This window comes from Stenotrophomonas sp. BIGb0135, assembly GCF_024810105.1.
Taxonomy (GTDB): Bacteria; Pseudomonadota; Gammaproteobacteria; order Xanthomonadales; family Xanthomonadaceae; genus Stenotrophomonas; species Stenotrophomonas maltophilia_AB.
In genome coordinates this window covers 20,261-42,577 of sequence record NZ_JANUDX010000011.1, presented here as the reverse complement: position 1 = coordinate 42,577, position 22,317 = coordinate 20,261, and the positions used below count along the sequence as shown (strand labels likewise).

Here is a 22,317-nt window from a genome sequence, read left to right as displayed (position 1 = left end):
TTAGCCTTCCACGATCCGGCATCCCCCGATTGGCGGCAGCCTTCTCGCCGCCACGCCCGCCTCCGCCGGATCGCCGCCAGGATGTTGTGGACCATGAACTGCTTGTCGCGTGTCCGGCGCAGTCTGCCTGCGCTGCTGTGCGTTGCCCTTGCCGTTTCCACCTTGCCTGCGCAGGCACAGCGCCCGGGCGATGGGCGGCCGTTGATCGCCCAGGTGGAGCAGTGCAATGCCCTGCTGGCCAGCACCCCGGAGACATCGCTGCAGATCGCCACGGCATTGCTGGCGCGACCGACGCTGCCCACCTCGGTGGAGATCGGGGCGATCGGCTGCCTGGGCATGGCGCTGCGTTCGCAGGGCCGCCTGGCGCAGACCGAGGGCCTGCCCGAGCGCCTGCTGGCCGCCGCCGCACGCGCCGATGCCAGCGCCGAGGACACCCAGCGCGCACGTGCGCTGGCCGCGCACCTGCTGCTGTGGCGCGGCGACCAGGCCCAGGCCCTGGAGCTGACCCGCACCCTGCTCGACGATGCGGTACGCACCCGCGACGTGCACGGCCAGATCAGCGCGCTGATGCAGATCGCGATGATCCGCGGCGATGCGATGGGCGATGCCCAGGGCGCGCTGACCTACCTGCAGAAGGCCGCCGCGCTGAGCGAGCACCTGCGCCGGCCGCCCAACCCGGGCGACCTGTTGATCCACTACAACGTCGGTTATGCGCTGCTGTCGATGCAACGCTACGAAGAGGCGCAGACCGCCTTCGATCGTGCGGCCGCGATCGGCGCACGGCTCAACGGCCAGGAGCTGCTGATGCACCGCATCGGCAGCCACCGCGCCGAGATCCAGCGCGTGCGCGGCGAACTGGACCGGGCCCAGAAGGGGCTGGACCAGGCCCTGGCCTGGCAGACGACGCAGGACGCGCAGGGCCGGATCATCACCCTGCAGCGCCTGGCCCGGGTGGCGCTCGACCGCGGCCAGGCCGCCCAGGGCCTGGCCCTGGCCGAACAGGCGCAGGCGCTGGCCGACAGCGGCCACTTCACCGATGAGATCCGCCATGGCCTGGATGTGCTCGGCGATGCCTACACGCTGCTCGGCCTGCGCCAGCAGGCGCTGCAGGTGGCCCGCCAGGCGCGCGACCTGGACCAGGCGCGCAGCAAGGGCGACACCCTCAACCGCCTGGCCAGGCTGCAGGCCAGCGCCGAGCGCCACATCGCACCGGCCGAGGTCAACGCCGAACAGGACCTGGGACGGGTGCGGGTGGTCCGCAACAGCGCGGTGGCCGCGCTGCTGGCGGTACTGGCGATCGCGGCCGTCCTGATCCTGCGCCTGCGCCGCCAGCGCCACGAACTGGCGGCGCTGAGCCGGACCGATGCGGTCACCGGGCTGCCCAGCCGGCACGAGGCCGAACGCCTGCTGGGCGATGCCCGGCCATCGGGCCAGCGGCGCAGTGCGCTGCTGCTGCTGGAGATCGACGACTTCCAGGCACTCAACGACCGCCACGGCCAGGCGGGCGGCGATGCGGTACTGCGCGCGGTGGCGCGCTGCCTGCGCAGCGCCGTGGACCGCGGCGACCTGGTGGCCCGCTGGGGCGGCACCCGGTTCCTGGTCGCGCGCCACGACACCTCCGAGGCCGCCGCGCAGGCGCTGGCCAACCACCTGCGCACCCGCATCGAGCACCTGCTGGTGGACACCCGCCCCGGGCAGCCGATCACCCTCAGCGCCAGCCTGGGCCTGGCCCCGCTGCCGTTGTTCGCCGACCAACCCGCGCACCTGGACGACAGCCTGCGCGCGGCCGACCGCGCCCTGCAGAGCGCGCGCCGCAGCGGCCGCAACGCCTGGGCCTGCCTCTGGGGCGCAGCCACCGGCAGCGAGGTCGACCTGTACAGCGTGCTGCACGATCCGACCGAAGCGCAGGTGCTGGGCTGGGTGACGCTGGCCGGCAGCCGACCGCTGCCGTGGACACCGCCGCGGCCGGAGCCGGCGCGGCCCCACCCGGCTACCACCGAGGCGGCGACCGGGCCCCGCGACTGAGGGCCTGTCGCCTCAGCGCGTCACATCGAAACGCACTTCCACCCGGCGATTGGGCAGCAGGCATTCCAGCAGCGCCGCGCGCGGACGCACGCCATCGCACTGCTGCACCTGCTGGGTATCGCCGCGGTACTCGTAGCGGATCAACGCCGGGTCGATGCCGCGGCCGACCAGCAGATCGCGCACGGTGCGGGCGCGCCGCTCGGACAGCGCCTGGTTGGCATCGAAGCCACGCCCCTGCATGCGGTCGGCGTGCCCGACCAGCGCGATGCCGCGCAGCTGCAGCGCTTCGCTGCGCACGCTGGCCAGTGCGCGGTCCACGCTCTCCAGCGAATAGGTGCGGATGTCGCGGTAACCGTCGCGGTCGAACTCGAACAGCACGTTGGCCACCAGTGGGGTCGGTGACGCCGCGACCGGCGTGCCCACCTCGCACTGGCGCGCCGCCGCTTCGGCATCGTTGACCAGCTCCTCGGCGATCTGGATGTACGGCTTGGAATGGCGCCACTGCTGCTGGTTGAACTCGTTGCCGGCATGCACCAGTTCGACCTCGCCACAGGCCACCTGCTGCTGCGCGCAACTGAACCCCGGCGCGCCGTGCAGCACGCGCAGGCGCTGCCACAGGTCATCGCGCAGGTACTTGGCGCCATTGACCAGCGGCGTGTCGGTCGGCAGCGGCGAGGCGCCCTGCTCCATGCCCACGATCAGCGTTTCCGACTCGGTCAGCGCCTGCTGCGGGAAGTCGCTGCGGTCGTTGCGGCTGTACTCGTGGAAGGACACGTCGAGCCAGCACTGCGCCTTGGACAGGTGGTAGTCGCGGATCGGCCGGCCGCCGTCGTTGAGCGCCTGGATGCGGCCCTGGGTCGCTTCGTAGGCCTGGTGGTCGGCATGGATGGCCGCATCGGTGATGCGCTGCTGCTCCGGCCGCAGCCGGGTCTGCTGGGCAGCGGCGGTACCGGCCAGCGTGGTGGCGATGGCCACCACCAGCAGCGCGGGGACAACTCGGGAAATCGGGGAAAGCGTGGTCATCGGGGCATCCTCAGCGTGCCGGGTCGCGGTAGCGGACGGGGTCCGGCCGGAAAAGGTCTTCATCGAACTTGAAGCGCAGGCGCACGAACACGCCCTGCTGGGTGTACTCGTAGCCATTGAGATCGCGGTCGCCGGTGAAACCGCTCCAGTTGTAACCGGCCGACAGCCACAGGTTCTGGCGCAGCAGGCGCCCGACTTCCATGCCCCAGGCGTACTGGTTGGCGCCGGTCTGGCCGCGGAAGGTCGAGCCGAGCACGCCGATGTCCCAGTTTTCGGTGATGTCATACACCACCCGCCCGGACACCAGCACCGCATGGAAACGGCTGTTGACGCGCACCCCGTCGCCGTAGGCGAACTGGTCCTGCTGCCACTTGCCGGCAATGCGCCCAGTCAGCCACCACGGCCGCGACGGATGCCAGTCGGCATGGGTGGAGACGATGTGCGCGCGCGTGCGCACGTCCTGGCTGCTGCCATCCACGGCCGCGCCATCGGACAGGGTCAGCCCGCTCTCATCGCGTTCGAGCTTGTACTCGTAGCGGGCCAGCGCATTGATCCGGTTGCGGTCGGTATCGCGGTAGGCCACGCCGAGCTGGAAGCGGTCCTGCAGCACGTCGCCACGCGCGTCGTAGCGGGTGCTGAGCAGGTAGTTGCGGGCCAGCAGCGTCCAGTCGCGGCTGAGCTTGCGGGCCAGCATGGCCTGCAGCAGCGTGGTGTTGAAAGCCTCGTTGGTCGCGGTGTCCGGCACATCCTCGGAGATCCGGTGCTCGGCGCGGATCGCACCGCGCCACAGCGGGTTGGCGCTGTAGTCCAGCGCGAGCGCCAGGCCGGTGGTGTCGCCGGCGCTGCCGTCGATCACCTTGACGTGCTCGGCCGAGCTGCCCAGGCGCAGGCCCTCGGCGATATCCCAGGTGTTGCGGATGCCCGATGCGGCCTGGACGTCGCGGCCGCTGATCGAGTCGCGCAACCGGTACTCGCTGAAGGTCTGGGTATCGCGCAGGTAGCTGCTGTCGATGCCGAACACCAGCGCATCGGCCTCGCGGTCGGTGGTGGTGATGCCATACGCGCTGGTCAGGCCGGTCTGCTTCTCGTATCGGCCGTAGACGCGGCTGCGTTCGAACACCTGGTAATCCAGGCCGGCCGCCAGGCGCTTGCGATCTTCGCCGCTGACGCTCTGCTCCACCTCGGCACCGGCGCTGAGGCGATCGCTGACGCGATAACCCAGGCCGATGCGGGCACTGTCCGACGCCAGCTCGGTGCCCACCGGCAGGTCGCTGGTGATCGGACTGCCGCTGCTGCCGTTGATCACCATCAACCCGGTGAGCGGATCGAGCGCCTGCTGGCCATAGCCGAGCGCGCCGCCACCACTGCCGGTGGCAAAGCCACCGGTGAGCCCGCCCGCGTCACCGAAGGGAACGCCCGACGACCACGGCGAGGTCACGCCGATGGTCTCGCGGATGCTGCGCACGCCCACGTCCACGGTGAGCCGCTCGCTGGCGCCAATGCGCACGCCGGCACCGCCGGCGTCGCGCTTGCCACCGTCCGGGTTGCGGTCTTCGCTGCGCAGGCCTTCGGCGTACAGCTCCAGCTTCGGGCCGACCCGGTAGCCGAGCCGGGCGTTGTATTCGCCACGGCCGCCGTACAACGGCGCCGCCGGATTGTTGAAGGCCGGATCGGTGCGGGCGGCGAACAGACGCGCGTCGAAGCGCGCGCCGTCATGCGCGAACTCGACCCGCCACGCATCGCCCTCGACCTCGCCGGTGACGTCCTTGAGCCCCTGCGAGGTGACCTGGTTGATGGTGTTGGTGTTGACCTCGCTGCGGGTACGCGCGAACTCGGCCACCAGCAGCGTACTGTCGCCGAAGCGGTAGCTGGCGTTGGCGCTGCCCATGCTGAACTGGGCATACGGGTTGCGGTCGTCGACCACCGCCGCCCCCACTTCCATGCGCTCGCCCAGCTTGACCTGGGCATCGGCACCGGCCACCCAGAACTTCTCGGTGTCCTGGTCCAGTTCGTAGGTGATGCGCAGCGAGACCGTGTTGAGGTCGCTGTCGAACGCCGGCAGGAACTGGTTGAGCAGGATGCGCCCGGAGAACGGCTCGAAACTGTAGTCGACCAGCCGCGCCAGCGCGCGCACCGAGACGATGCGGGTGGGCTGGTTGCGGTCGCGCACGATCACTTCCACCCGCTCGCTGCCTTCGAGTACGGCGTTGTTGCGCAGCGCGTACGGGCCGCTGCCCTGGCTGCGGAACTCCTCGATCACCTGGCGCAGCGAATCCTGCATCGCAAACACGTTGCTGCGCACGCGCTCGCTTTCGAAATGCCAGCCCAGGCCGGTGGCGGTGCGGTTGTAGGTGCCCAGGCTGCGCTGCGGCAGCGCGCCGCTGCCGCCGATGCCGGTAACCGTGGCCAGCCCGTCGCCGGTCTGGAAGTCGCCATACAGCAGGTAGCTGCGGCGGTTGTCCACGCGCACGTACAGGCGTTCGGCCGAGCGCGCATCGAAGCCGCGCAGCGATGCGTCGCCGTAGACCGGATAGAACTCCTCCGGCTGGATGTCACGCAGCAGCCGGCCGCGGGTGTCCTTGTCCGAATCGTAGGCCGCGGTGAGCAGGTACTCGCCCTTGATCCGGCCCTTGACGAAGAACGCGGTGCGCGCGGCGGCATTGGCCTTGCCGTTGTTGAACTGGCGTTCCCAGCGGCGGATATCGCGGTCGAACGCGTCGTCGTGGTCCACCGGCGCGACCAGCCCGGCCGTGTTGCGACGACGGAAGTTGACCACGCCCTCGATCAGGCCGGTGGCCAGCATCTCGCGCATTTCCGGCAGGAAGGCGATGCTGCCCTGCGCAGTCTCCGCCCCCGCGGTGACCCGCAGCAGCACGTCCTGCGGATCGTGCGGGGCCAGCAGGTCGAACTCGGCCAGGCCATCGACCACCTGCAGCTGCACGCCCGGGGTGATCGTGTCGGCATCCAGTGCACCCGGGCCCAGCTCATCGGTACGCGAGCCCGGCAGGCGGATGCGACCGGCGCTGTGTTCGATCGTGGCGTAGCGGCTGCCGCTCAGCGCGCGGCCCTGCGCATCCAGCAGCTGCACGCGCACGTGCACGGCGCTCTGGCCATCGGCCGGCACGCCGTCGCGATCCAGCTCGACCACGATGCGGTCCAGGGTGCCCGCCGCGGCACCGTCCAGCGCGCGCGGCGCGGCGTCGGTGCTGGTGGCACTGCGCGGATACAGGCTGGAGGCCTCGCCGAGCACCGGGGTGAAGCGGCCCGGGGTGCCCACGCTCTGCGCCATCGCCGGCGCGGCAGCCAGCGCACACGCCAGCAGGCTCAGCCGCGGCAGGCGGGTCAGCGGATGGCGGCGGCTCATGGCTGCACCTCCACGGCGGCGCCTGCGGCAGGCGGGAGGGTCCTGGGATGCACGATCGGTCTCTGGTTGGCCGAGTCGGTCGCCTGCTGCGGCGCCCGCGCGGGTTTGCTGTCAAAGCGCAACGGCGGCTGCCCGGTTTCGGTTTCCGGTGCGCGCACCTCGCCCTGGGTGCGGCGCGCCTTGACCTGCTCGAGCACCGGGTTGGCGCAGCTGCCCTCGATGAAGTCGGCGCGGTGCAGCTCGCCGTTCTTGAGGTCCAGGAACAGGCTGTCGGCATCGCCCAGGTTGCGGTTGCTGCTGGTGGTCAGGCGCGCCCCCAGCGGCAGGGTGGCGGCATCCACCTTCAGGGTGTGGCTCTGCGGCGGCAGGCCGCAGTAGCTGTACTTGCCCTCCGAATCGCTGATCACCCAGGTGCCGTCGGAGAAGTACAGGCGCACCCCGGGGATGCCCAGTTCCTCGCGGTCCTGCACGTGGTTGTTGTTGCAGTCCACGAACACCTTGCCGAGCACGCAGGCCTGGTCGGTGAACACGCCGCCGGTGACCCGCACGCGGTACTCGGCGCGGTTGGAGGGCAGCGCGCCGGGCAGCGGGGTGAGGCTGTCGGTGCTGATGCAGCCGCCGTCGAAGGCGCAACCGAACGCCTGCGCGCGGTTGATGCCATCGCCCTGCTGCGCACCCACGCCGACCCGCACGCGGTAGGTCAGCACGATCTGGCCCCCCACGCTGATCGAGCCGAGGCGGAAGCCCAGCAGCGGGCCCGGCTTGCCGTCCGGGTCGACCACGGCGCGGCCATCGGCACGGGCAGTGCCGTCGATGTAGGTGAAGCCACGCGGCAGGCGGTCGACCACGTTGACGGTGCGCAGCGCGCTGCCGGCGGTCTGGCGCACGGTGATGGTGTACTGCACGGTGTCGCCGATCTCGGCGGTCTGGCGGTCACCGTTCTTGCTGATCGCCAGCCCGGTGGCCACCGCGGTGTCCAGCGGCAGGTGGTTGTGCACGATCGCGGCGGTGTCCGAACCGCCGAACAGGCCCAGGTAGTACTGGGTGGCCGTGCCGACCGCGCCGGTGGGCGCTGCGGTGTTGGGCTGGACCACGTGGTTGGCGCCGCCGCCGCCGAGCGGCGACAAGGTACCGTCCTGCGGCGGGATCAGGGTGGACACGAACGCATAGCCGCCCGGCGGGGTCACGCTGAGCTGGAACTCGCAGCGGGCCGGCGCGGCGGGGCCGAAGGCGAACTGGTAGAAGCCCTCGCTGCCCACGGTCATCGAGATCGTGTTGCCGTCGATGCGGTAGCCGCCCTGGCCTGCATTGAGCACGGCGGTGCGCGGGTCGTAACCGCTGCACATGCCCACCGGCGACAGGGTCACGATCGCACCGGGCACCGGGTCGCGCGACACCGCGTCGTAGACCACGCCGGACGGATCCACCGGCAGGCTCTGCTGCGGCAGGTACTGGCCCGGTGCCAGCACCACCTCGAGCACGCTGCTGGCGTTGTCGTTGACCTGGCAGGCGCTGGTACCGGCGCGCGCGATGGCGCCGGCGGCGTCGCAGATGGCCTGCACGCCGGCCACGCTCTCGCGGGTGACCGGGTGCGGCCAGACGATGTTCGAGCGCGGGTCGCGGAAGCGGATGTTCCACTTCACTCCCGGCAGCACGTCGTTGAATCGGTAGCTGCCATCGGCCGCGGTGACCTGGCTGGCCACCACCTCGCCCGTGGCCGGGTCGACCAGTTCGACGATCCAGGCCGGCAGGCGCTGGTCGCCGCCATCGAGCAGCTGGTCATCGCCCCCCACGTCGTACCACACCGTGCCCCCCACCGAGGCGCTGAGCTGCACCTTGCTGGGCACGCGGCACACGTTCAGGGTGATCGCCGGATCGCACTCGGGCAGCGCGGTGACATCGCCCTCGAACGCCGCGCGTTCGGCCGGGCTCGGGCCGTGCGGCGCATCTTCGCCACCGCCCTGGACCAGCACCGCGTTGTGCACGGTGCTGCCATTGGCCGCGTCGGCGCCCACCTTCACCTTGACCGTGATCGCATCGGGCAGGGTCGCACCGGCAGCGATCAGCGTGCTGCTGCGGCACACGAAGCGCTGTGCGCCGGCCGCGCCCTCGCACAGCCAGCCGTTGCCGGTCGGCGTGTCGAGCAGGGTCAGGCCGACCGGCAGGCGGTCATGCACCTCGTAGCCGGCCAGGGTCTGGCGTGGGCCGATGTTGCGCACCTGGATCTGGTACTCGGCTGCATGGTTGACGGTGAACACGGCCGTGGTGGCGCGCTTGCTGACCACCAGGTCCGGGGTGTCGGCCACTTCGCCGAAGTTGTTCTGCACCGACTGCATGCCCGCGCCCAGCACCACCTGGCTGATCGCCGACGGTACCGTCGTGCGGTCGGTGGCCACGCCCACCACGCTGCCCTGCACGGTGCCGGCGCTGGTGATGCCGTTGGTGGTGTAGGCCGGCTGGTCCGGTTCGGTCAGCACGTAGCTGCCCGGGCGCAGGTTGGGGAAGCTGTAGTTGCCCTGCGCATCGGTGCGGGTGGTGAGGTTGACCGGCTGCCCGGCGTCATCGGTGCCGGTGAGCACGATCTGCACGTCGGCGATGCCGGTTTCGTCGGCGTCGATGCTGCCGTTGTCGTTGTTGTCGTAGTACACGCGGCCGGCGATCGAGGCGATCGGGATCTCGCCGAAGTTGTAGGCCGCGGCCGCTTCGTTGCTGCCCAGCACGATCGTGCTGATCGCCGATGGCACGGTCTCCGGCGAGGTCGCGGTGCCGCCCTTGTCGCCGGGCACGGTGGTGCCGTTGAGGGTGTTGCCCGGCTGGGTCGGTTCGGTCACCACGTAGGTGCCCGGCAGCAGGCCGACGAAGGCGTAGCTGCCGTCGGCGGCGGTGGTGGTGGTCAACTGCACCGGCTGGCCGTTGCGGTCGGTACCGGTGAGCACGATCTCCACGCCGCCCAGGCCGGTTTCGGTCGGGTCGATGACGCCGTCGTTGTCCAGGTCCAGCCAGACCCGCCCGGCGATCGAGCTGCCGTTGGGGTTCTCGCCGAAATTGAAGTTCTCCCCATCGGCACCGGTGCCCAGGTCGATACCGGTGATGCGGTCGGTGCTGGCCGCGTCCGGCCCGCCCGGGCTGGCCACGCCGGTGCCCACCACGCACGTGCCGACGGCGCAGGCCGCGGCACCGATGGTGCCCGCGTTCACGGCGCTCGGCCGGTTGGTATAGGGGCCATTGGGCAAGGGCTCGCGCACGGCGTACAGCAGGTGCGGGTCCAGGTCGTCGAAACGGTAGTGGCCGTTGGCGTCGGTCTGCACGGTGGCCAGCACCGCGCCGGTGCTGGCGTCCAGCAGCTCCACGCTGGCACCGACGATGGCGCTGTCGGTGCCCACGGTGCGCTGGTTGTTGAAGTCCAGGTCCACGTAGACGTAACCGGACAGGCTGGGGCGCCGCACTTCGGGGAAGTTGTAGTTCACCGCCACCGCGCCGACGCTGCCGATCGTGCCACCGGGCACGGCCACGTCGGTGCCCAGCAGCACCACGTAGCGGCTGTCCGGGCTGCCGGCCTGGTAGCTGTCCGGGTTGAAGGTCGCGGCCTGCGCGCCACTGGTGGGCGGATCGATGCGGCCATTGGCATAGCCGGCCGGCTGCACTTCCAGCACGGTGTAGCCGGCCGCGTCGGACGGGGCCAGGTTGTCGAAGCGGTACTGGCCGCTGGCATCGGTGGTGACGGTCAGGTTGACCGCCTGGCCGTAGGCATCGGTGCCGCTCAGGCGGATCGACACACCGGCAATGCCGGCTTCACCGGCTTGCACGGTGCCGCCGTTGCCGGCGGCCTGGTCGCTATCCACGAACACCTTGCCGGCGAGCGACAGGTTGACTACGTCCAGCGGCACATCGACGCTGTCGTTGGCCGGGTTCTCGTCGACCTGCTCGGTGCTGATCTGCGCATGGTTGCTGGCACTGCCACGCGGTGCGGTGCTGCCGGCCGGCAGCTGCGGCCACATCGCCGGCACCAGGATGCGGACCTGGCCGGGGTTGCCGGTGGCGAAGGTGGTGTCGCCCACTTCGCAGGTCACCACCCGGTCGAGCACGCTGCAGGTGCCGCTGCCATCGGGGGTGGCCCCGGCGTAGGCCGGGCCCTGCTTCTGCCAGGTGACCGGGCCGGTGACCTGGACGCCGGCCGGCAGCGTATCCACCACCACGGTGCCGGTACCACGCAGCTGCGCGGTGGCGCTGCGGTCGCGCGACAGGCTCTGGCCGGGGCCATTGTTGACGCCGGTAATGACGTACCAGAACGGCTGGCGCACGGTGACGCCGGCCACGCTGGCCGGCAGTGCCACGCTCGGGGCGGCCCCCGGCGAGACGGTCACCATGGTCTTGCGCACGGTCATGTCCGAGCGCATGAACACGCTGGTGGTTTCGGTGGTGCTGTTGTCGGCGCGGTTGGCATCGCCGGCGGTCAGGTCGGCGCCCTGGCGGGTTTCGGCCGAGTGCGCCAGCGCGGTGTTGCTCAAGGTATCGCCGCCGCCGCCCGGCGCGCTGTCGTAGCGGTAGCGGAGGAACAGTTCGCTCTCCGCGCCGGCGGCCACGGTGCCGTCCTCGTTGCTGCCGGCAAAGCCGGCGCCCGGCATCAGGCAGTCCAGCACCATCGCGCTGCTGCCGTTGCCGGTGAACGGGTTGCTGCCTTCCACCACGCTGCAGCCGGCCACGTTGAAGCTACCGCCGGCCGTCGTCGATGCGCCGATGAAGGTCACGGTGCGGCCATCCGGCGGCACCAGGCTGTCGCGGATGCGGGTATCGCTGGCCAGCGACGGGCCCTGGTTGCCCACCGTCACCCGATAGGTGAGGTAGTTGTTGGCCGGCACCTGCGGGTCGAAGCCCAGCGGGTCGATGCCACCGGCAAAGCCCTGGTCGTTCTTCTGCACCAGCAGGTCGACCCGGCCTTCGCCGAAGGTCAGCCGCGCCTGCCGGGTGTCATCGGCCGCGGTGCTGACCAGGTTGTAGTTCCAGCTGCCGTTGGCATCGCTGCCGGTGGCGCCATCGGGGAAGCTGAAACCGGCCACGTTGTCGAACACACGGCCGGTGTTGCTGGCGTTGACGTTCGGGCGGATGCCCAGGTTGACGGTGTCCACCGCGCCATTGGCCAACGCCACCGCCGGGCAGGTCAGGGTCAGCGTGCGCGGGTTCGCGGTATCGGTATTGCGGTAGGAAATGCCGCCAGCGGTGTTGCTGGCGGTGATGCCCGTCTCCATCGCGGTGATGGTGCAGGCCTGGTTGTTGGAGGCCAGACGCGCGTTGACCAGCACGAAGCCGCTGTCGCCGGCCGGCAGGGTGAAGGTATCGGTGAAGGCGACCCGCGGGATCGCCGACGGGCCCTGGTTGCGGTACTGGATGCGGTAGTCGGCGACCACGCCGGCACGACCGCTGTTGTCGCCGCTGGTGATCACCTTCTCGACGGTCTGCATGTTGGCCACGCGCTCCACGCGCAGCCAGTCGGTGGCGTAGTTGTCGCTCCAGTCCGACTCGCCCACCGAGCCGGTGATGCGACCGTCCACGCCAACGCCGGCGCGGTTGCAATGGAAGTGGCCCGACGCCGGTACCGTGCCGGCCGCCACGCAGGCCGCGTTGGCGCCGCTGGCGGCGGTCTTGCCGACGCTGTCGAACAGGATGCCCGGGGTGTTGCCGGCCGTGCGCAGGCGCAGGCGGATCACAGCGGTGGCGTTGCGGGCCAGCACCACGTTGCCCGATTCGCAGATCAGGCTGCCGCTGTTGATGCGGCAGTTGGCGGCCGGCCAACCGGCCGGCGCGGTGATGTCCACCACGGTGCGGTTGTTGTCCAGGAAGCCCGGCAGCGGGTCGTTGACCACCACGCCGGCGGTATCGGCACCGCTGTTGCGCACGGTCAGCAGGTACTCGGCCCAGGTTTCGGTGACGCCCACCACCTTGTCGCCGCCGGCTTCGGTGCTGGCGACCTTGGTGATCGACAGGTTGGCCGCATCGTCGGTGGCGCGGATGCCGCTGCCGGCGCAGTCGTTGCCGGTGATCTTGTCCTGGTTGACGCCGCTGTCGGTGGTCGGCTCCAGCGAGGCCGGGCCACCGCTGGGTGCCGAACCGCCGGTGCAGGCGTTGTTGGTCAGTACCCCGGCCGCGCGCGCGCGGGTGGTCATCACCAGCGTGGCGAACGCGTTGCCATTGCCGGTGCCGGTGGCGACGGCCACCGGGTAGGTGCCGGTGAAATCGCAGGTCACCACCTGGCGCGTGCCCGGGGTGTACGCGGCCGGCACTGCCGAGCAGCTGAACGGTCCGGTGGTGGCGATGAATTCCTCGCCATCGGCCAGCACGTCCACGATCTGCGCACCGGCGGTGATGCGGGCCGGGCCGTTGTTCCACAGGCGCAGGGTGGAGGTCATGTTGCTGGCCGAGGTGGTCCCGACCGGCACCACTTCGCCGTTTTCGTTGCTGCCCAGCTTGCTCTTGGCCAGGCGCAGGTCGGCGCCATCGGCGAGCACGGTCAGCGCGGTGGTGGCGATGTTGTTGTTGGTGCCATGGGTGGCATCGTTCGGGTCGGGGGTGAGCGCCGACTGGATCTGCACGGTGGCCGTGACATTGCCGGGCGTGGCCGGGGCCGTCGCCTGGATCTGCAGGATGTCCTTGCTGCCGGCCGGCATCGCACCGCTGCGCGAACAGGAGAACGTGGTCGGGGTCGGGCTGGTGCAGGTCCAGTTGGCCGGCAGCGAGCCGGTGCCGGTGAAGCTGAAGCCCGCCGGCAGCTGGCCGGTCACGCTCACGCCGCTGGAGGCCTCCGGGCCAAGATTGTCGGCGGTGACGGTGAACACCACCGGCCCGTCGGTGGCGGCGGGGGCCGGCGAAGCGACCATCGCCACGGTCACGTCGGCACCGGTGGTCACCACGGTGTTGGCGGTGGCCACGTCGTTGTCCGGACGGGGGTCCGGAGTGCCGTTGGCGGCCACGCGCGCGGAGTTGGTGACCGCGCCGCTGGACACGTTGGCCTTGGCACGGAAGGTGAACGTGCTGGTCAGCCCATTGGCCAGGCTGCCGGCGTGGGTGGCCGTGGTGGAGCCGTAATTGAAGGTCCAGCCGGTGCCGCTGAAGCTGCCCGGGACCACCGCGAAGCCGGCCGGCAGCGTGTCGATCACCTGGAAGTTGGTGGACGGGCTGGGGCCGGCGTTGCGCACGGTGAGGGTGTAGGTCACCTCGCCGCCGGCGATCACCGAGGCGGGGTTGCCACTCTTGGTCAGGCCCAGGTCGGCGCCGGCGGTCAGCGTGGTGTTCTGTTCGAGGCGGTTGTTGGCCGGGTTGCTGTCACCGGCGAAGAACGGATCGGCGTTGGTCAGGCTGGCGACCGGCGTGGTCGACGGCGGCAGGGCCGATTCGTTGCCGATCGCCGCCACCACCTTGGTGGTGCCCGGCTGCGCGTTCTGGGTATCGACCTTGAGCTGGAAGCTGATGCCACCGGCCGCCTGGCCGGGGAAGCTGGCGTAGCGGCAGACGATGCGCGTATCGGTCTGCGCGGTGCAGGCGGCAGGCAGCTGGTAGGCGCGGGTATTGGCCGGCAGGTCGAAGATCGCCGCGACGCCGCTGGCTGCGGCGGTATCGCTGTTGGACAGGGTGACGTCGTACACCACGATCGCCCCGACCGGCGCCGGATCGCTGCTCGCCGTGCCCGAGGCGGTGCCATCCCCACGCAGCCAGCCGCTGGTCGAGTCGGACAGCTGCGACACGCTGAGATTGGCGGCCATGGCGGCGGGTGCCAGCAGGCAGCCCAGCAGGCTGCCGCACAGCAGCCGCCAGCCGCGTACGCGCCACGACGAACCCCACGACGATGCGATGCCTGCGACGGCATCCGTCCGAACCTGCTGCTTGTGCACGACTGTTCCCCTGCTGGCGACAAAGCCAGGGCCGCAGCCGCGATTGCAGACCCGCCTCCCTGGCATTCATGGCGCGCCGTCGACGACGGACGCGCGGCCTCGGCCGGTTGGCCGGAGGCGGCAGGGATTCTGGTGAGGGCGGCGTGCAAAGGCAGTACCAGCACCTCACGGTTGCTCTCACTTGCTCACACGCACCCCATGGGTAGGGCTCAGGACGCCTCGTCGGTCCACAGGTAGCCGGCCCCGCGCAGCGCGCGCACCGGCAGGGTGAGGCCGATCCCCCCGCGCACCCGCGTGCGCAGCCGATGCACCAGCACTTCCAGCCGATGCGGATCGAAGTCCCAGGGTTCATCGGTGACCGCGGCGATCAGCGCGTCGCGCTCGACCGGGCGGCCGGGCGCGGCCAGCAGCGCCCGCAGGAAACCACGTTCGGCGCGGGTGATCGCCAACACCGCGCCGTTGGGGGCGCAGAGGTCCCACCCGTCCGCCTGCAATCGCCAGGTACCGGTTGCAGGCGCGGCATGCGCGATCGGTGCCGCCGCGGGCAGGCGGCGGCGCAGGCTGGTGAGTGCGGCGGCCAGCAGGTCGCCGTCCAGCGGTTTGACCAGGTAGACATCGGCACCCAGCGACAGCCCGTGGGCCATCTCATGGGAACTGCCACGCCCGGTCAGCATCACGATGCCGATATCGGCGATCCGGCGCAGGTGCCGGGCCACGGCATAGCCGTCTTCGCCGGGCAGGCCGACGTCCAGGACCACGATGTCGCAACGGCCCACCGCCAGGGCCCGGTACAGCGCCTCGGCGCTGTCCAGCCCCATCGCCTCGGCGCCACGCCAGCGCAGGTCGTCCACGCTGAGCGCGAGCAGCTCCGGATCATCCTCGACCACCCAGACCCGAAGCCCGTGCAGATCCCGCCGTGCCGTCGTCGGCGTCGTGCCGTCGTCCTCGTCCTGCATTGCCACCACGTGTGTCCGCTCCCCAGCGCCAGCACGCAGTGTAGGCCACGACCGGCGGTCGTGGCCCACCCGCGGGTCATTCGGCCGGGACGCCCATTTCCTTCAGCAGCTCGGGCGCCGGGTAGACCTTGGCCAGCAGCCAGCGCAGGTAGCGCATGTCCACGTGCACCGCGCGCTTGTAGCGCGGGTCGAACCACCAGCTGGCACTGACCGACTCCCAGTTGCTGTCGAAGTTCAGCCCGATCAGCTCACCCTTGGCATTGAGCACCGGCGAACCGGAGTTGCCGCCGGTGGTGTCCAGGTTGGTCAGGAAGTTGACCGTCTGGGTCTTCAGCACCGGATCGGCGGTGGAGCCGAAGTCGCCCTTGGCGATCGCGGCCAGCAGCGGCTTGGGCGCATCGAACGGGTAGGCGTTGGTGTTCTTCTCGACGATCCCGGCCACGGTGGTCACCGGGTCGAAATGCACCGCATCGCGCGGCGACAGCGCCTCCACCTTGCCGTAGCTGATGCGCAGGGTGCGGTTGGCATCGGGGTACACCGCACGGCCCTGGCTGGCGCGCCAGGCGAACAGGGCCTGCATGTAGGCCGGGCGCAGGCGCAGCTGCTCGCCGGCGCGCTCCTTGGCCTGGTCGTCCAGGCGCAGCTGCGCGGCCACCAGCGGGCCGGCCAGGTCGATCAGCGGATCACGGGCCAGTGGCTTGCCTTCCCTGGCCGCGTTGAAGCGCGACAGGCGCTGGGCTTCGTCGCCCAGCGTGGTGGCGGCATACAGGCCATCCAGCGCCTTGGCCAACGCCGCCGGGGTGCGGCCGAAGGCCGCATCGAACTCGGGCACGCGCTGCGCGTCGGGCAGCTGCTGGTAACGGGTGAGCAGGCTGGTCAGCAGGGCTTTTTCCACCGCCGGCGCATATCGGCGCTGGACCTGCTTGAGCACGCCTTCGATCAGCGCCAGGTCGCGCTGCTGGTAGCCGCTCTCGCGCTCGGCATCGGGCTTGGCCGACTCGATGCGCAGCCGTTCCAGGGTGAGTGCCGAACGCAGCAGCTGGCTCTGCGTCGAGAGCAGGTCCAGCAGCAGGTCGCGTTCGCCCACCGAGGCGCCCTGCGACAGCGAGCCCAGCAGGGCCTGGATGTCGCCCTGGTAACGCGCGTCGGTGGCCTTGAGCATGGCCGTTTCATCGGCGGCACGCTGGGCCTTGGCATCGCTGCGCAGCAGGCCTTCCAGCTCGCCGGCGGCGCGCTTGCGGTTGTTCTTCAGCGATTGCAGCTGCGAGGCATAGCGGGTGCGCGCCTGCGCATCCTTGGCGGTGGCCGCCTCGATGGTGTCGATCATCTGCTGGAACACCGCCACACGGCGCGGCAGCACCGCATCGATCTGCCCGGCGAACTCGGCGGCGGTGCGGTGGCGGTAGGTGATGCCCGGGTAGCCGGCCAGCATCGCGTAGTCGCCGGTTTTGGGCCCATCGATGGCCATCTTCAGGTGGGCCGGCGGCTGGTAGGGCACGTTGTCCGGGCTGTACGGGGCCGGCTTGCCATCCTTGCCCACGTAGGCGCGCAGCAGGGTGAAATCGCCGGTGTGGCGCGGCCACATGAAGTTGTCGATCTCATCGCCGTAGTTGCCGATCGCACGCGGCGGTGCGTAGACCAGGCGCACATCGCTCAGCTCCAACTGGCGGATGCGGTAGAAATCGGTGCCGTAGTACATGTCGGCCACGCTGCAGCGCACGTTGCCGTCCTTCTCGCAGTCGGCCACCAGCTGCTTGCTGGCACGGTCCACGGCATCGAAATAGGCCCGGCCGGTCTTGCCGCGCGCCGCGCCCAGTACCTGCTCGGTGACCTTGTCGAAGCCGGTGGTGACCAGCACCCGGAAGTCCGGGTTGGCGGCGCGTTCGTCGCTGCGGCCCTGGGCGATGAAGCCGTCGTCGATCAGGTTGTGCTCGGGCGAGCTGTTGTACTGGATCACGCCCATCGCCACGTGGTGGTTGGTGAGCAGCAGGCCGTCGCCGGACACGAACGAACCGGTACCGCCACCGGCCCGCACCACCGCGCTCAGCGGCGCGGCGGTCACGTTGGCCAGGTCGGCCGGGTCGCCCTTGAAGCCGGCCGCCTTCAGCGGCTTGGCCAGTTCCGGCAGCTGGGTCGGCATCCACATGCCTTCATCGGCGTGGGCGCCGGCGGCGAGGGTGAGGCCGAGGGCCAGGGCGGCGGTCAGGGGGTTGCGTGGCGACATGGGCACATCCGGTACGTCAGAACGAGCCGGAACCATAGCCATTGGGGCGGCGTCGGGCAACGCCCGATGGTCAGGGGTGCGCTGCGCTCCTACAATCGCGTTTTTCTGCACACAACGGACGGACGCAGATGATCGTCGGTATCGACCTGGGCACCACCCATTCGCTGATCGGCATCCATGGCACGGATGGCCCACGCTTGTTCCCCAACGCGCACGGCGAGCTGCTGACCCCCTCGGTGGTCAGCCTGGTCGATGACGCCGTGCTGGTCGGCCAGCCGGCCCGCGACCGCCTGGTCAGCCACCCGCAGCACAGCGTGGCCAACTTCAAGCGCTGGATGGGCAGCGACCGCGAGGTCCGCCTCGGCGGCCGCCGGTTCCGGCCGGAGGAGCTGTCCGCGCTGGTGCTGCGCTCGCTGCTGGCCGATGCCGAGGCCGCGCTCGGGCAGCCGGTGGAGGAAGCGGTGATCAGCGTGCCGGCCTACTTCTCGGATGCACAGCGCAAGGCCACGCGCGCGGCCGGCGAGCTGGCCGGCATCCGCGTGGAACGGCTGATCAACGAACCGACCGCCGCGGCGCTCGCCTACGGCCTGCAGCAGCGCGACGAGGAGGGCCGCGTGCTGGTGCTGGACCTCGGCGGTGGCACCTTCGACGTCTCGATCCTGGAGCTGTTCGACGGCGTGATCGAAGTGCATGCCAGCGCCGGCGACAACTTCCTCGGCGGCGAAGATTTCCTGCACGTGCTGGCCCAGGCCTTCCACGCCGAGAACGACCTGGACCCGGCCAGCCTGTCCAGCGCCGAGCAGGCCCAGCTGCTGCGCCGGCTGGAGCTGTTCAAGCGCGAGCTGAGCCAGCAGGGCGACGGTCGCCTGGAGATCGCGCTGGGCAGCCGCGAGCTGTCCTGGCAGCTCGACGAAACCCGCTACGCCCAGCTGTGCGAGCCGCTGCTGCAGCGCATGCGGGCGCCCATCGAACGCGCCATCCGCGACGCCCGGCTCAAGCCGGAGGCGCTGGATGACATCGTGCTGGTCGGCGGCGCGGTGCGCATGCCGATGATCAGCCGCCTGGTCACCCGCATGTTCGGCCGGCTGCCGCTGCGCCACATCCACCCCGACCAGGCGATCGCGCTGGGCGCGGCCGTGGCGGCGGGCCTGAAGGACCGCGACCAGAGCCTGCGCGAGATCGTGCTCACCGACGTCTGCCCCTACACCCTGGGCACCCAGGTATCGCGGCGCGGGCCGGACGGCAGCGAGCGCAGCGGGTACTTCCACCCGATCATCCAGCGCAACAGCGTGGTCCCGGTCAGCCGCGAGGACCGCTTCTTCCCCATGCGCGACGACCAGCGCGAGGTGGTGATCGACATCTACCAGGGCGAAAGCCCGACGGTGGACAAGAACATCAAGCTGGGCGAACTGCGCGTGCCGTTGTCGCGCCAGGGCACGGCCGCCGACAAGGCCGTCACCACCCGCTTCACCTACGACGTCAATGGCCTGCTGCAGGTGGAAGTCACCGAAGACGCCAGCGGCACCCGCCACGAACTGATCCTGGAACAGAATCCCGGGCTGCTCTCCGCGCAGGACATCCGTGAGCGACTGCTGGCCCTGCAGGACCTGAAGATCCACCCGCGCGACCAGCAGCAGAACCTGGCCACCGTGGCCCGCGCCGAGCGCCTGTACGAGGAGTACCTGGACCAGCGCGACCTGCTGCAATCGTGGCTGGAGCAGTTCCGGCACGCGCTGGACAGCCAGGACATCAAGCGCATCGACCAGCACCGCGGTGAGCTGTCCGCGGCGATGGACGCGCTGGAACGCGACGCATGAGCTGGGGCCACGCGGCCCTCGACCTGGCGGAGGATGCCGACGAGCGCGCGGTCAAGCGCGCTTACGCCGCGCGCCTGCGCACCACCCGGCCCGACGATGACCCGGTCGCGTTCCAGCAGCTGCACCAGGCCTACCAGGCCGCGCTGGACTGGGCGCGCCATCGCGCGCACTGGCAGGACGAAGACGAGGACGAGAACGAGGACAACCGCGGGCACGACCTGTCCGCCGCGCAGGCCACCGGCATCGCAGAAGCGCTGCCGCTGGACCAGGCGCTGGCGCGCTCGTTCGCCCACGACGCCACCGCGGCGCCGGCCGAGGTTGTCTGGACGGCCGTGGTCGATGACGCGGACGCGCACGACCCGGTGCGCATCCTGGACCGGGGTGACACCACCTTCCCGCCCGCTGCCCCGGCCGCACCCGCGCGTGCGACCGAGCCGCTGCCGCAACCGGCAGCGGCGCAGCTCGATCCGGGCACCTTCGCGCAGCGGGTCATCGCCGAAGCCCAGCAGTCCGAACCGGCCGCGTTCGAACGCTGGCTGCAGCTGCGCCCGGAACTGTGGTCGCTGCGCGACAAGCCGCTGATCGGCGACCACGTGCTGCACCACCTGCTGACCCACGATGCGCCGATCTGCGCCGACAACTTCGACCTGCTCGCCCAGTGCTTCGGCTGGGACGACGTTGGCAGCGGCCTGGACCCTTACGAAGCGAATGCGTGCCGGCTGCGCCTGCATCGGCTGTGGGTGCTGCAGCCGCGCAACCAGCACGGGCTGGCGCGCTACCTGCACCGCCCGCAGGCACCGGTCAATGCGGACGAGGCGCGCACCCGCCTGCAGCGCCTGACCCGTCCCTGGCAACCCTGGCGCGCGCTCTGGGACGCATGGCCGGCACATCGCGTGGCCGCCATGCGCGACACCCTCGACCTGCTCGGCGTGCACGATGCCGACGATGCGGTCCCGCCGCTGCGGCCGGCACAGGTCGCGTTCTGGCGCGCACTCGCCGATGGCCAGCGGCTGAGCTGGCCACGCATGCAGCTGGCGCTGCTGCGCAGTGCGTTGTGCGCGCTGGTGGTGCTTGCGGTGATGACGCTGCTCGGCGTGCTGGGGCGCGCTCCCGCCGTCGCGATGCAGGGTGTGTACGCGGCGCTGCTGGTGATGGGGGTGGGCGCCTTGCTGTTGCCGCTGCGCAGCCTCGGCCAATGGCAACTCGCCGAGGAACACCCGCCGGTGCGCTGGCCCCTGCTGCGGCTGTGGCTGATCCCGCTCCTGGCGATCGGCGCGCTGCTGGTCATCCACCTCGGCGATGCGCGCGTCGCCGGCAGCGCGCTGGCCTGGGCCACGCTCGGCCTGTCGATCCGGCGCTGGTGGCATCGCGCCGGCTACGTCTTCCAGTTCAACGGCTGGCTGCTGCTCGGGATCTGGCCGTTCCTGAAACTGGGCGGGCTGGCGCTGATGTTCGGCGAGATCGCCGTGGTCGGCGCGCTGCTGGCCTGGACGGTGGATGCGATGACCAAGGTCGTGCATCGGTGAGGCGCCACGCAGCGCGCCCCGGGCCGGCGCGTCCGGGCACCGCGGGCGCGCTGCGCCTTGAACAGCGCGCATGAGCTGGGGCCTGACCTGGCTGGGCCTGGATGACGGCACACCGGTCGACGTGCGCGCGGTCAAGCGCGCGTACGCGCAACGGCTGCGGGTTACCCGGCCGGACGACGATCCGGAGGCGTTCCAGCACCTGCACGCGGCCTACCAGGATGCGCTGGCATGGGTGCAGGCGCAGGACGATGGCCCTCCCCCTCCCGGCCGGGGCGTCCCTGCCCGTGCCGACGCGCCTGCAGCCGCCCCGGCCCGGCCATGGGCATCGGCGGTGGATGTCGACGCGGTAGGCAGCCGCATCGCCGCCTTCGCCAGGGAGCACGACGCCGCCACGCTCGAGGCCTGGCTGCAGCAGCAACCGGAACTGTGGTCGCTCGGCGACAAGCCGGCCATCGGCGAGGCCGTGTTGCAGGCCCTCCAGGCCGGCGACCCACCGCTGCCGCCGCCGGTGGTCGCCTGCCTCACCGCATGCTTCGCCTGGGACGACCTGCGCGGGGACATCGATCGCTGGGACCTGGAGGCCGCCGTGCGCCGTTGGCACCAGGCCTGGCTGCTGTCGCCGCAGGGCGCCGCCAGCCTGGCCCAGCGCTACCTGGACGTCACCGACAGCCTGCTGCTGCCCGACAGCAGCGTGTTGCGCAGCCTGCGCCAGGACCGCCCGCTGTGGCGCAACCTGCTGACCACGCTGGTGCCCCCGCGCGTCAACGAAGCCATCGGCGTGCTGCGCGCCCTGGACTTCTGGACCACCCGGGAGACACCGCCTGGCCTGGCCCCTGCGCAGGTCGCGTTCTGGGCGCGCTTCGGCAACGAAGGCGATCGCATCCACCTGCTCAGCGGCGCGCTGCGCGCCGGCACGCTGGCCGCCTTCTGCGGGCTGGTCTGCCTGTGGGGCGTGCTGGGCAGCTGGCCGTTGCCGCCGACCGGCGATGGCCAGTTCAGCGGCACCCAGCGCGCCATCCTGATCATGCTGATCGGAACGCTGTTCGTGCCGACGCTGTGGTTGTCCGGCGTGGCCCTGCGCGCACTGGTGCGTTGGCAGCGCGCGCCGGAACAGATGCCCACCGCCCTGCCCGGGTTGCGCATCCTGACCATTCCGCTGCTGGTCGCCAGCGCCATGGGCAGCCTGTGGCTGGCCCTGCGCCTGACCCCCGGCATCCCGGTGGCCGCGCTGGCGGGCCTGCTGGTGGCCAACGCGATCATCCTGCACGTCGCGTGGCAGCGGCTGCTGGCCCGCTGCGGTCCCTTCACTCCCAACGCCGATGAATTTCGGGGACTCTGGCGGGTGCTGGCGCTGCTGACCATCGTCCCCGCCTGGGGGATGGCGCTGGTGTGGTGGGCGCAGGACCTGCACCAGCACCGCGACCGGCTGCGCTGGTCCAATCGCACGGCTCACGACCCGCGGTCGTGAGCCGCCGATGACGCGCCGACGCAGGTGCGCC

At 70.9% G+C, this 22,317-nt stretch carries 9 protein-coding genes; 4 read left to right on the top strand and 5 right to left on the bottom strand.

Annotated features, from left to right (window positions below; genetic code table 11):
• The first annotated feature begins 93 nt into the window (after nucleotides 1-93).
• Complete coding sequence (locus tag M2421_RS18025) at nucleotides 94-2,025, top strand: tetratricopeptide repeat-containing diguanylate cyclase (RefSeq protein WP_259209357.1); 1,932 nt, start codon at nucleotides 94-96, stop codon at nucleotides 2,023-2,025.
• A gap of 12 nt (nucleotides 2,026-2,037) precedes the next feature.
• Here the strand turns inward: M2421_RS18025 and M2421_RS18020 are convergent, their stop codons facing one another.
• The 5 genes from M2421_RS18020 to M2421_RS18000 all read right to left on the bottom strand — a co-directional run bounded on the left by M2421_RS18020 (nucleotide 2,038) and on the right by M2421_RS18000 (nucleotide 17,475).
• Nucleotides 2,038-3,048 carry an OmpA family protein gene (locus M2421_RS18020; protein ID WP_259209355.1) on the bottom strand — a complete coding sequence of 337 codons (1,011 nt, stop codon included), beginning with the start codon at nucleotides 3,046-3,048 and terminating at the stop codon, nucleotides 2,038-2,040.
• 10 nt (nucleotides 3,049-3,058) lie between these two features.
• Entirely contained in the window at nucleotides 3,059-6,412 is a 3,354-nt protein-coding gene (locus M2421_RS18015) for a hypothetical protein (protein WP_259209353.1), read from the bottom strand.
• Nucleotides 6,409-14,295, bottom strand: coding sequence for an SdrD B-like domain-containing protein (locus M2421_RS18010; RefSeq protein ID WP_259209351.1), 7,887 nt, complete (start codon nucleotides 14,293-14,295; stop codon nucleotides 6,409-6,411). The genes M2421_RS18015 and M2421_RS18010 overlap by 4 nt, the downstream gene beginning before the upstream one ends.
• Nucleotides 14,296-14,504: 209 nt before the next feature.
• A complete protein-coding gene (locus M2421_RS18005) occupies nucleotides 14,505-15,251 on the bottom strand; it encodes a response regulator transcription factor (protein ID WP_259209557.1) in 747 nt (248 codons plus the stop codon).
• A gap of 76 nt (nucleotides 15,252-15,327) precedes the next feature.
• The gene (locus M2421_RS18000; protein WP_259209349.1) at nucleotides 15,328-17,475 is read right to left on the bottom strand and encodes a S46 family peptidase; all 2,148 of its coding nucleotides are present in this window, start codon (nucleotides 17,473-17,475) and stop codon (nucleotides 15,328-15,330) included.
• Nucleotides 17,476-17,603: 128 nt separating this feature from the next.
• Between M2421_RS18000 and M2421_RS17995 the strand changes: the two genes are divergently transcribed.
• The 3 genes from M2421_RS17995 to M2421_RS17985 all read left to right on the top strand — a co-directional run bounded on the left by M2421_RS17995 (nucleotide 17,604) and on the right by M2421_RS17985 (nucleotide 22,286).
• Nucleotides 17,604-19,292: a molecular chaperone HscC gene (locus M2421_RS17995; protein WP_259209347.1), complete on the top strand. Its 1,689-nt coding sequence runs from the start codon at nucleotides 17,604-17,606 to the stop codon at nucleotides 19,290-19,292.
• Nucleotides 19,289-20,818, top strand: a complete 1,530-nt coding sequence (locus M2421_RS17990) for a hypothetical protein (protein WP_259209345.1) — start codon at nucleotides 19,289-19,291, stop codon at nucleotides 20,816-20,818. Before M2421_RS17995 ends, M2421_RS17990 begins: the two co-directional genes overlap by 4 nt.
• A 70-nt stretch (nucleotides 20,819-20,888) precedes the next feature.
• Nucleotides 20,889-22,286, top strand: coding sequence for a hypothetical protein (locus M2421_RS17985; protein ID WP_259209343.1), 1,398 nt, complete (start codon nucleotides 20,889-20,891; stop codon nucleotides 22,284-22,286).
• Nucleotides 22,287-22,317 lie beyond the last annotated feature (31 nt).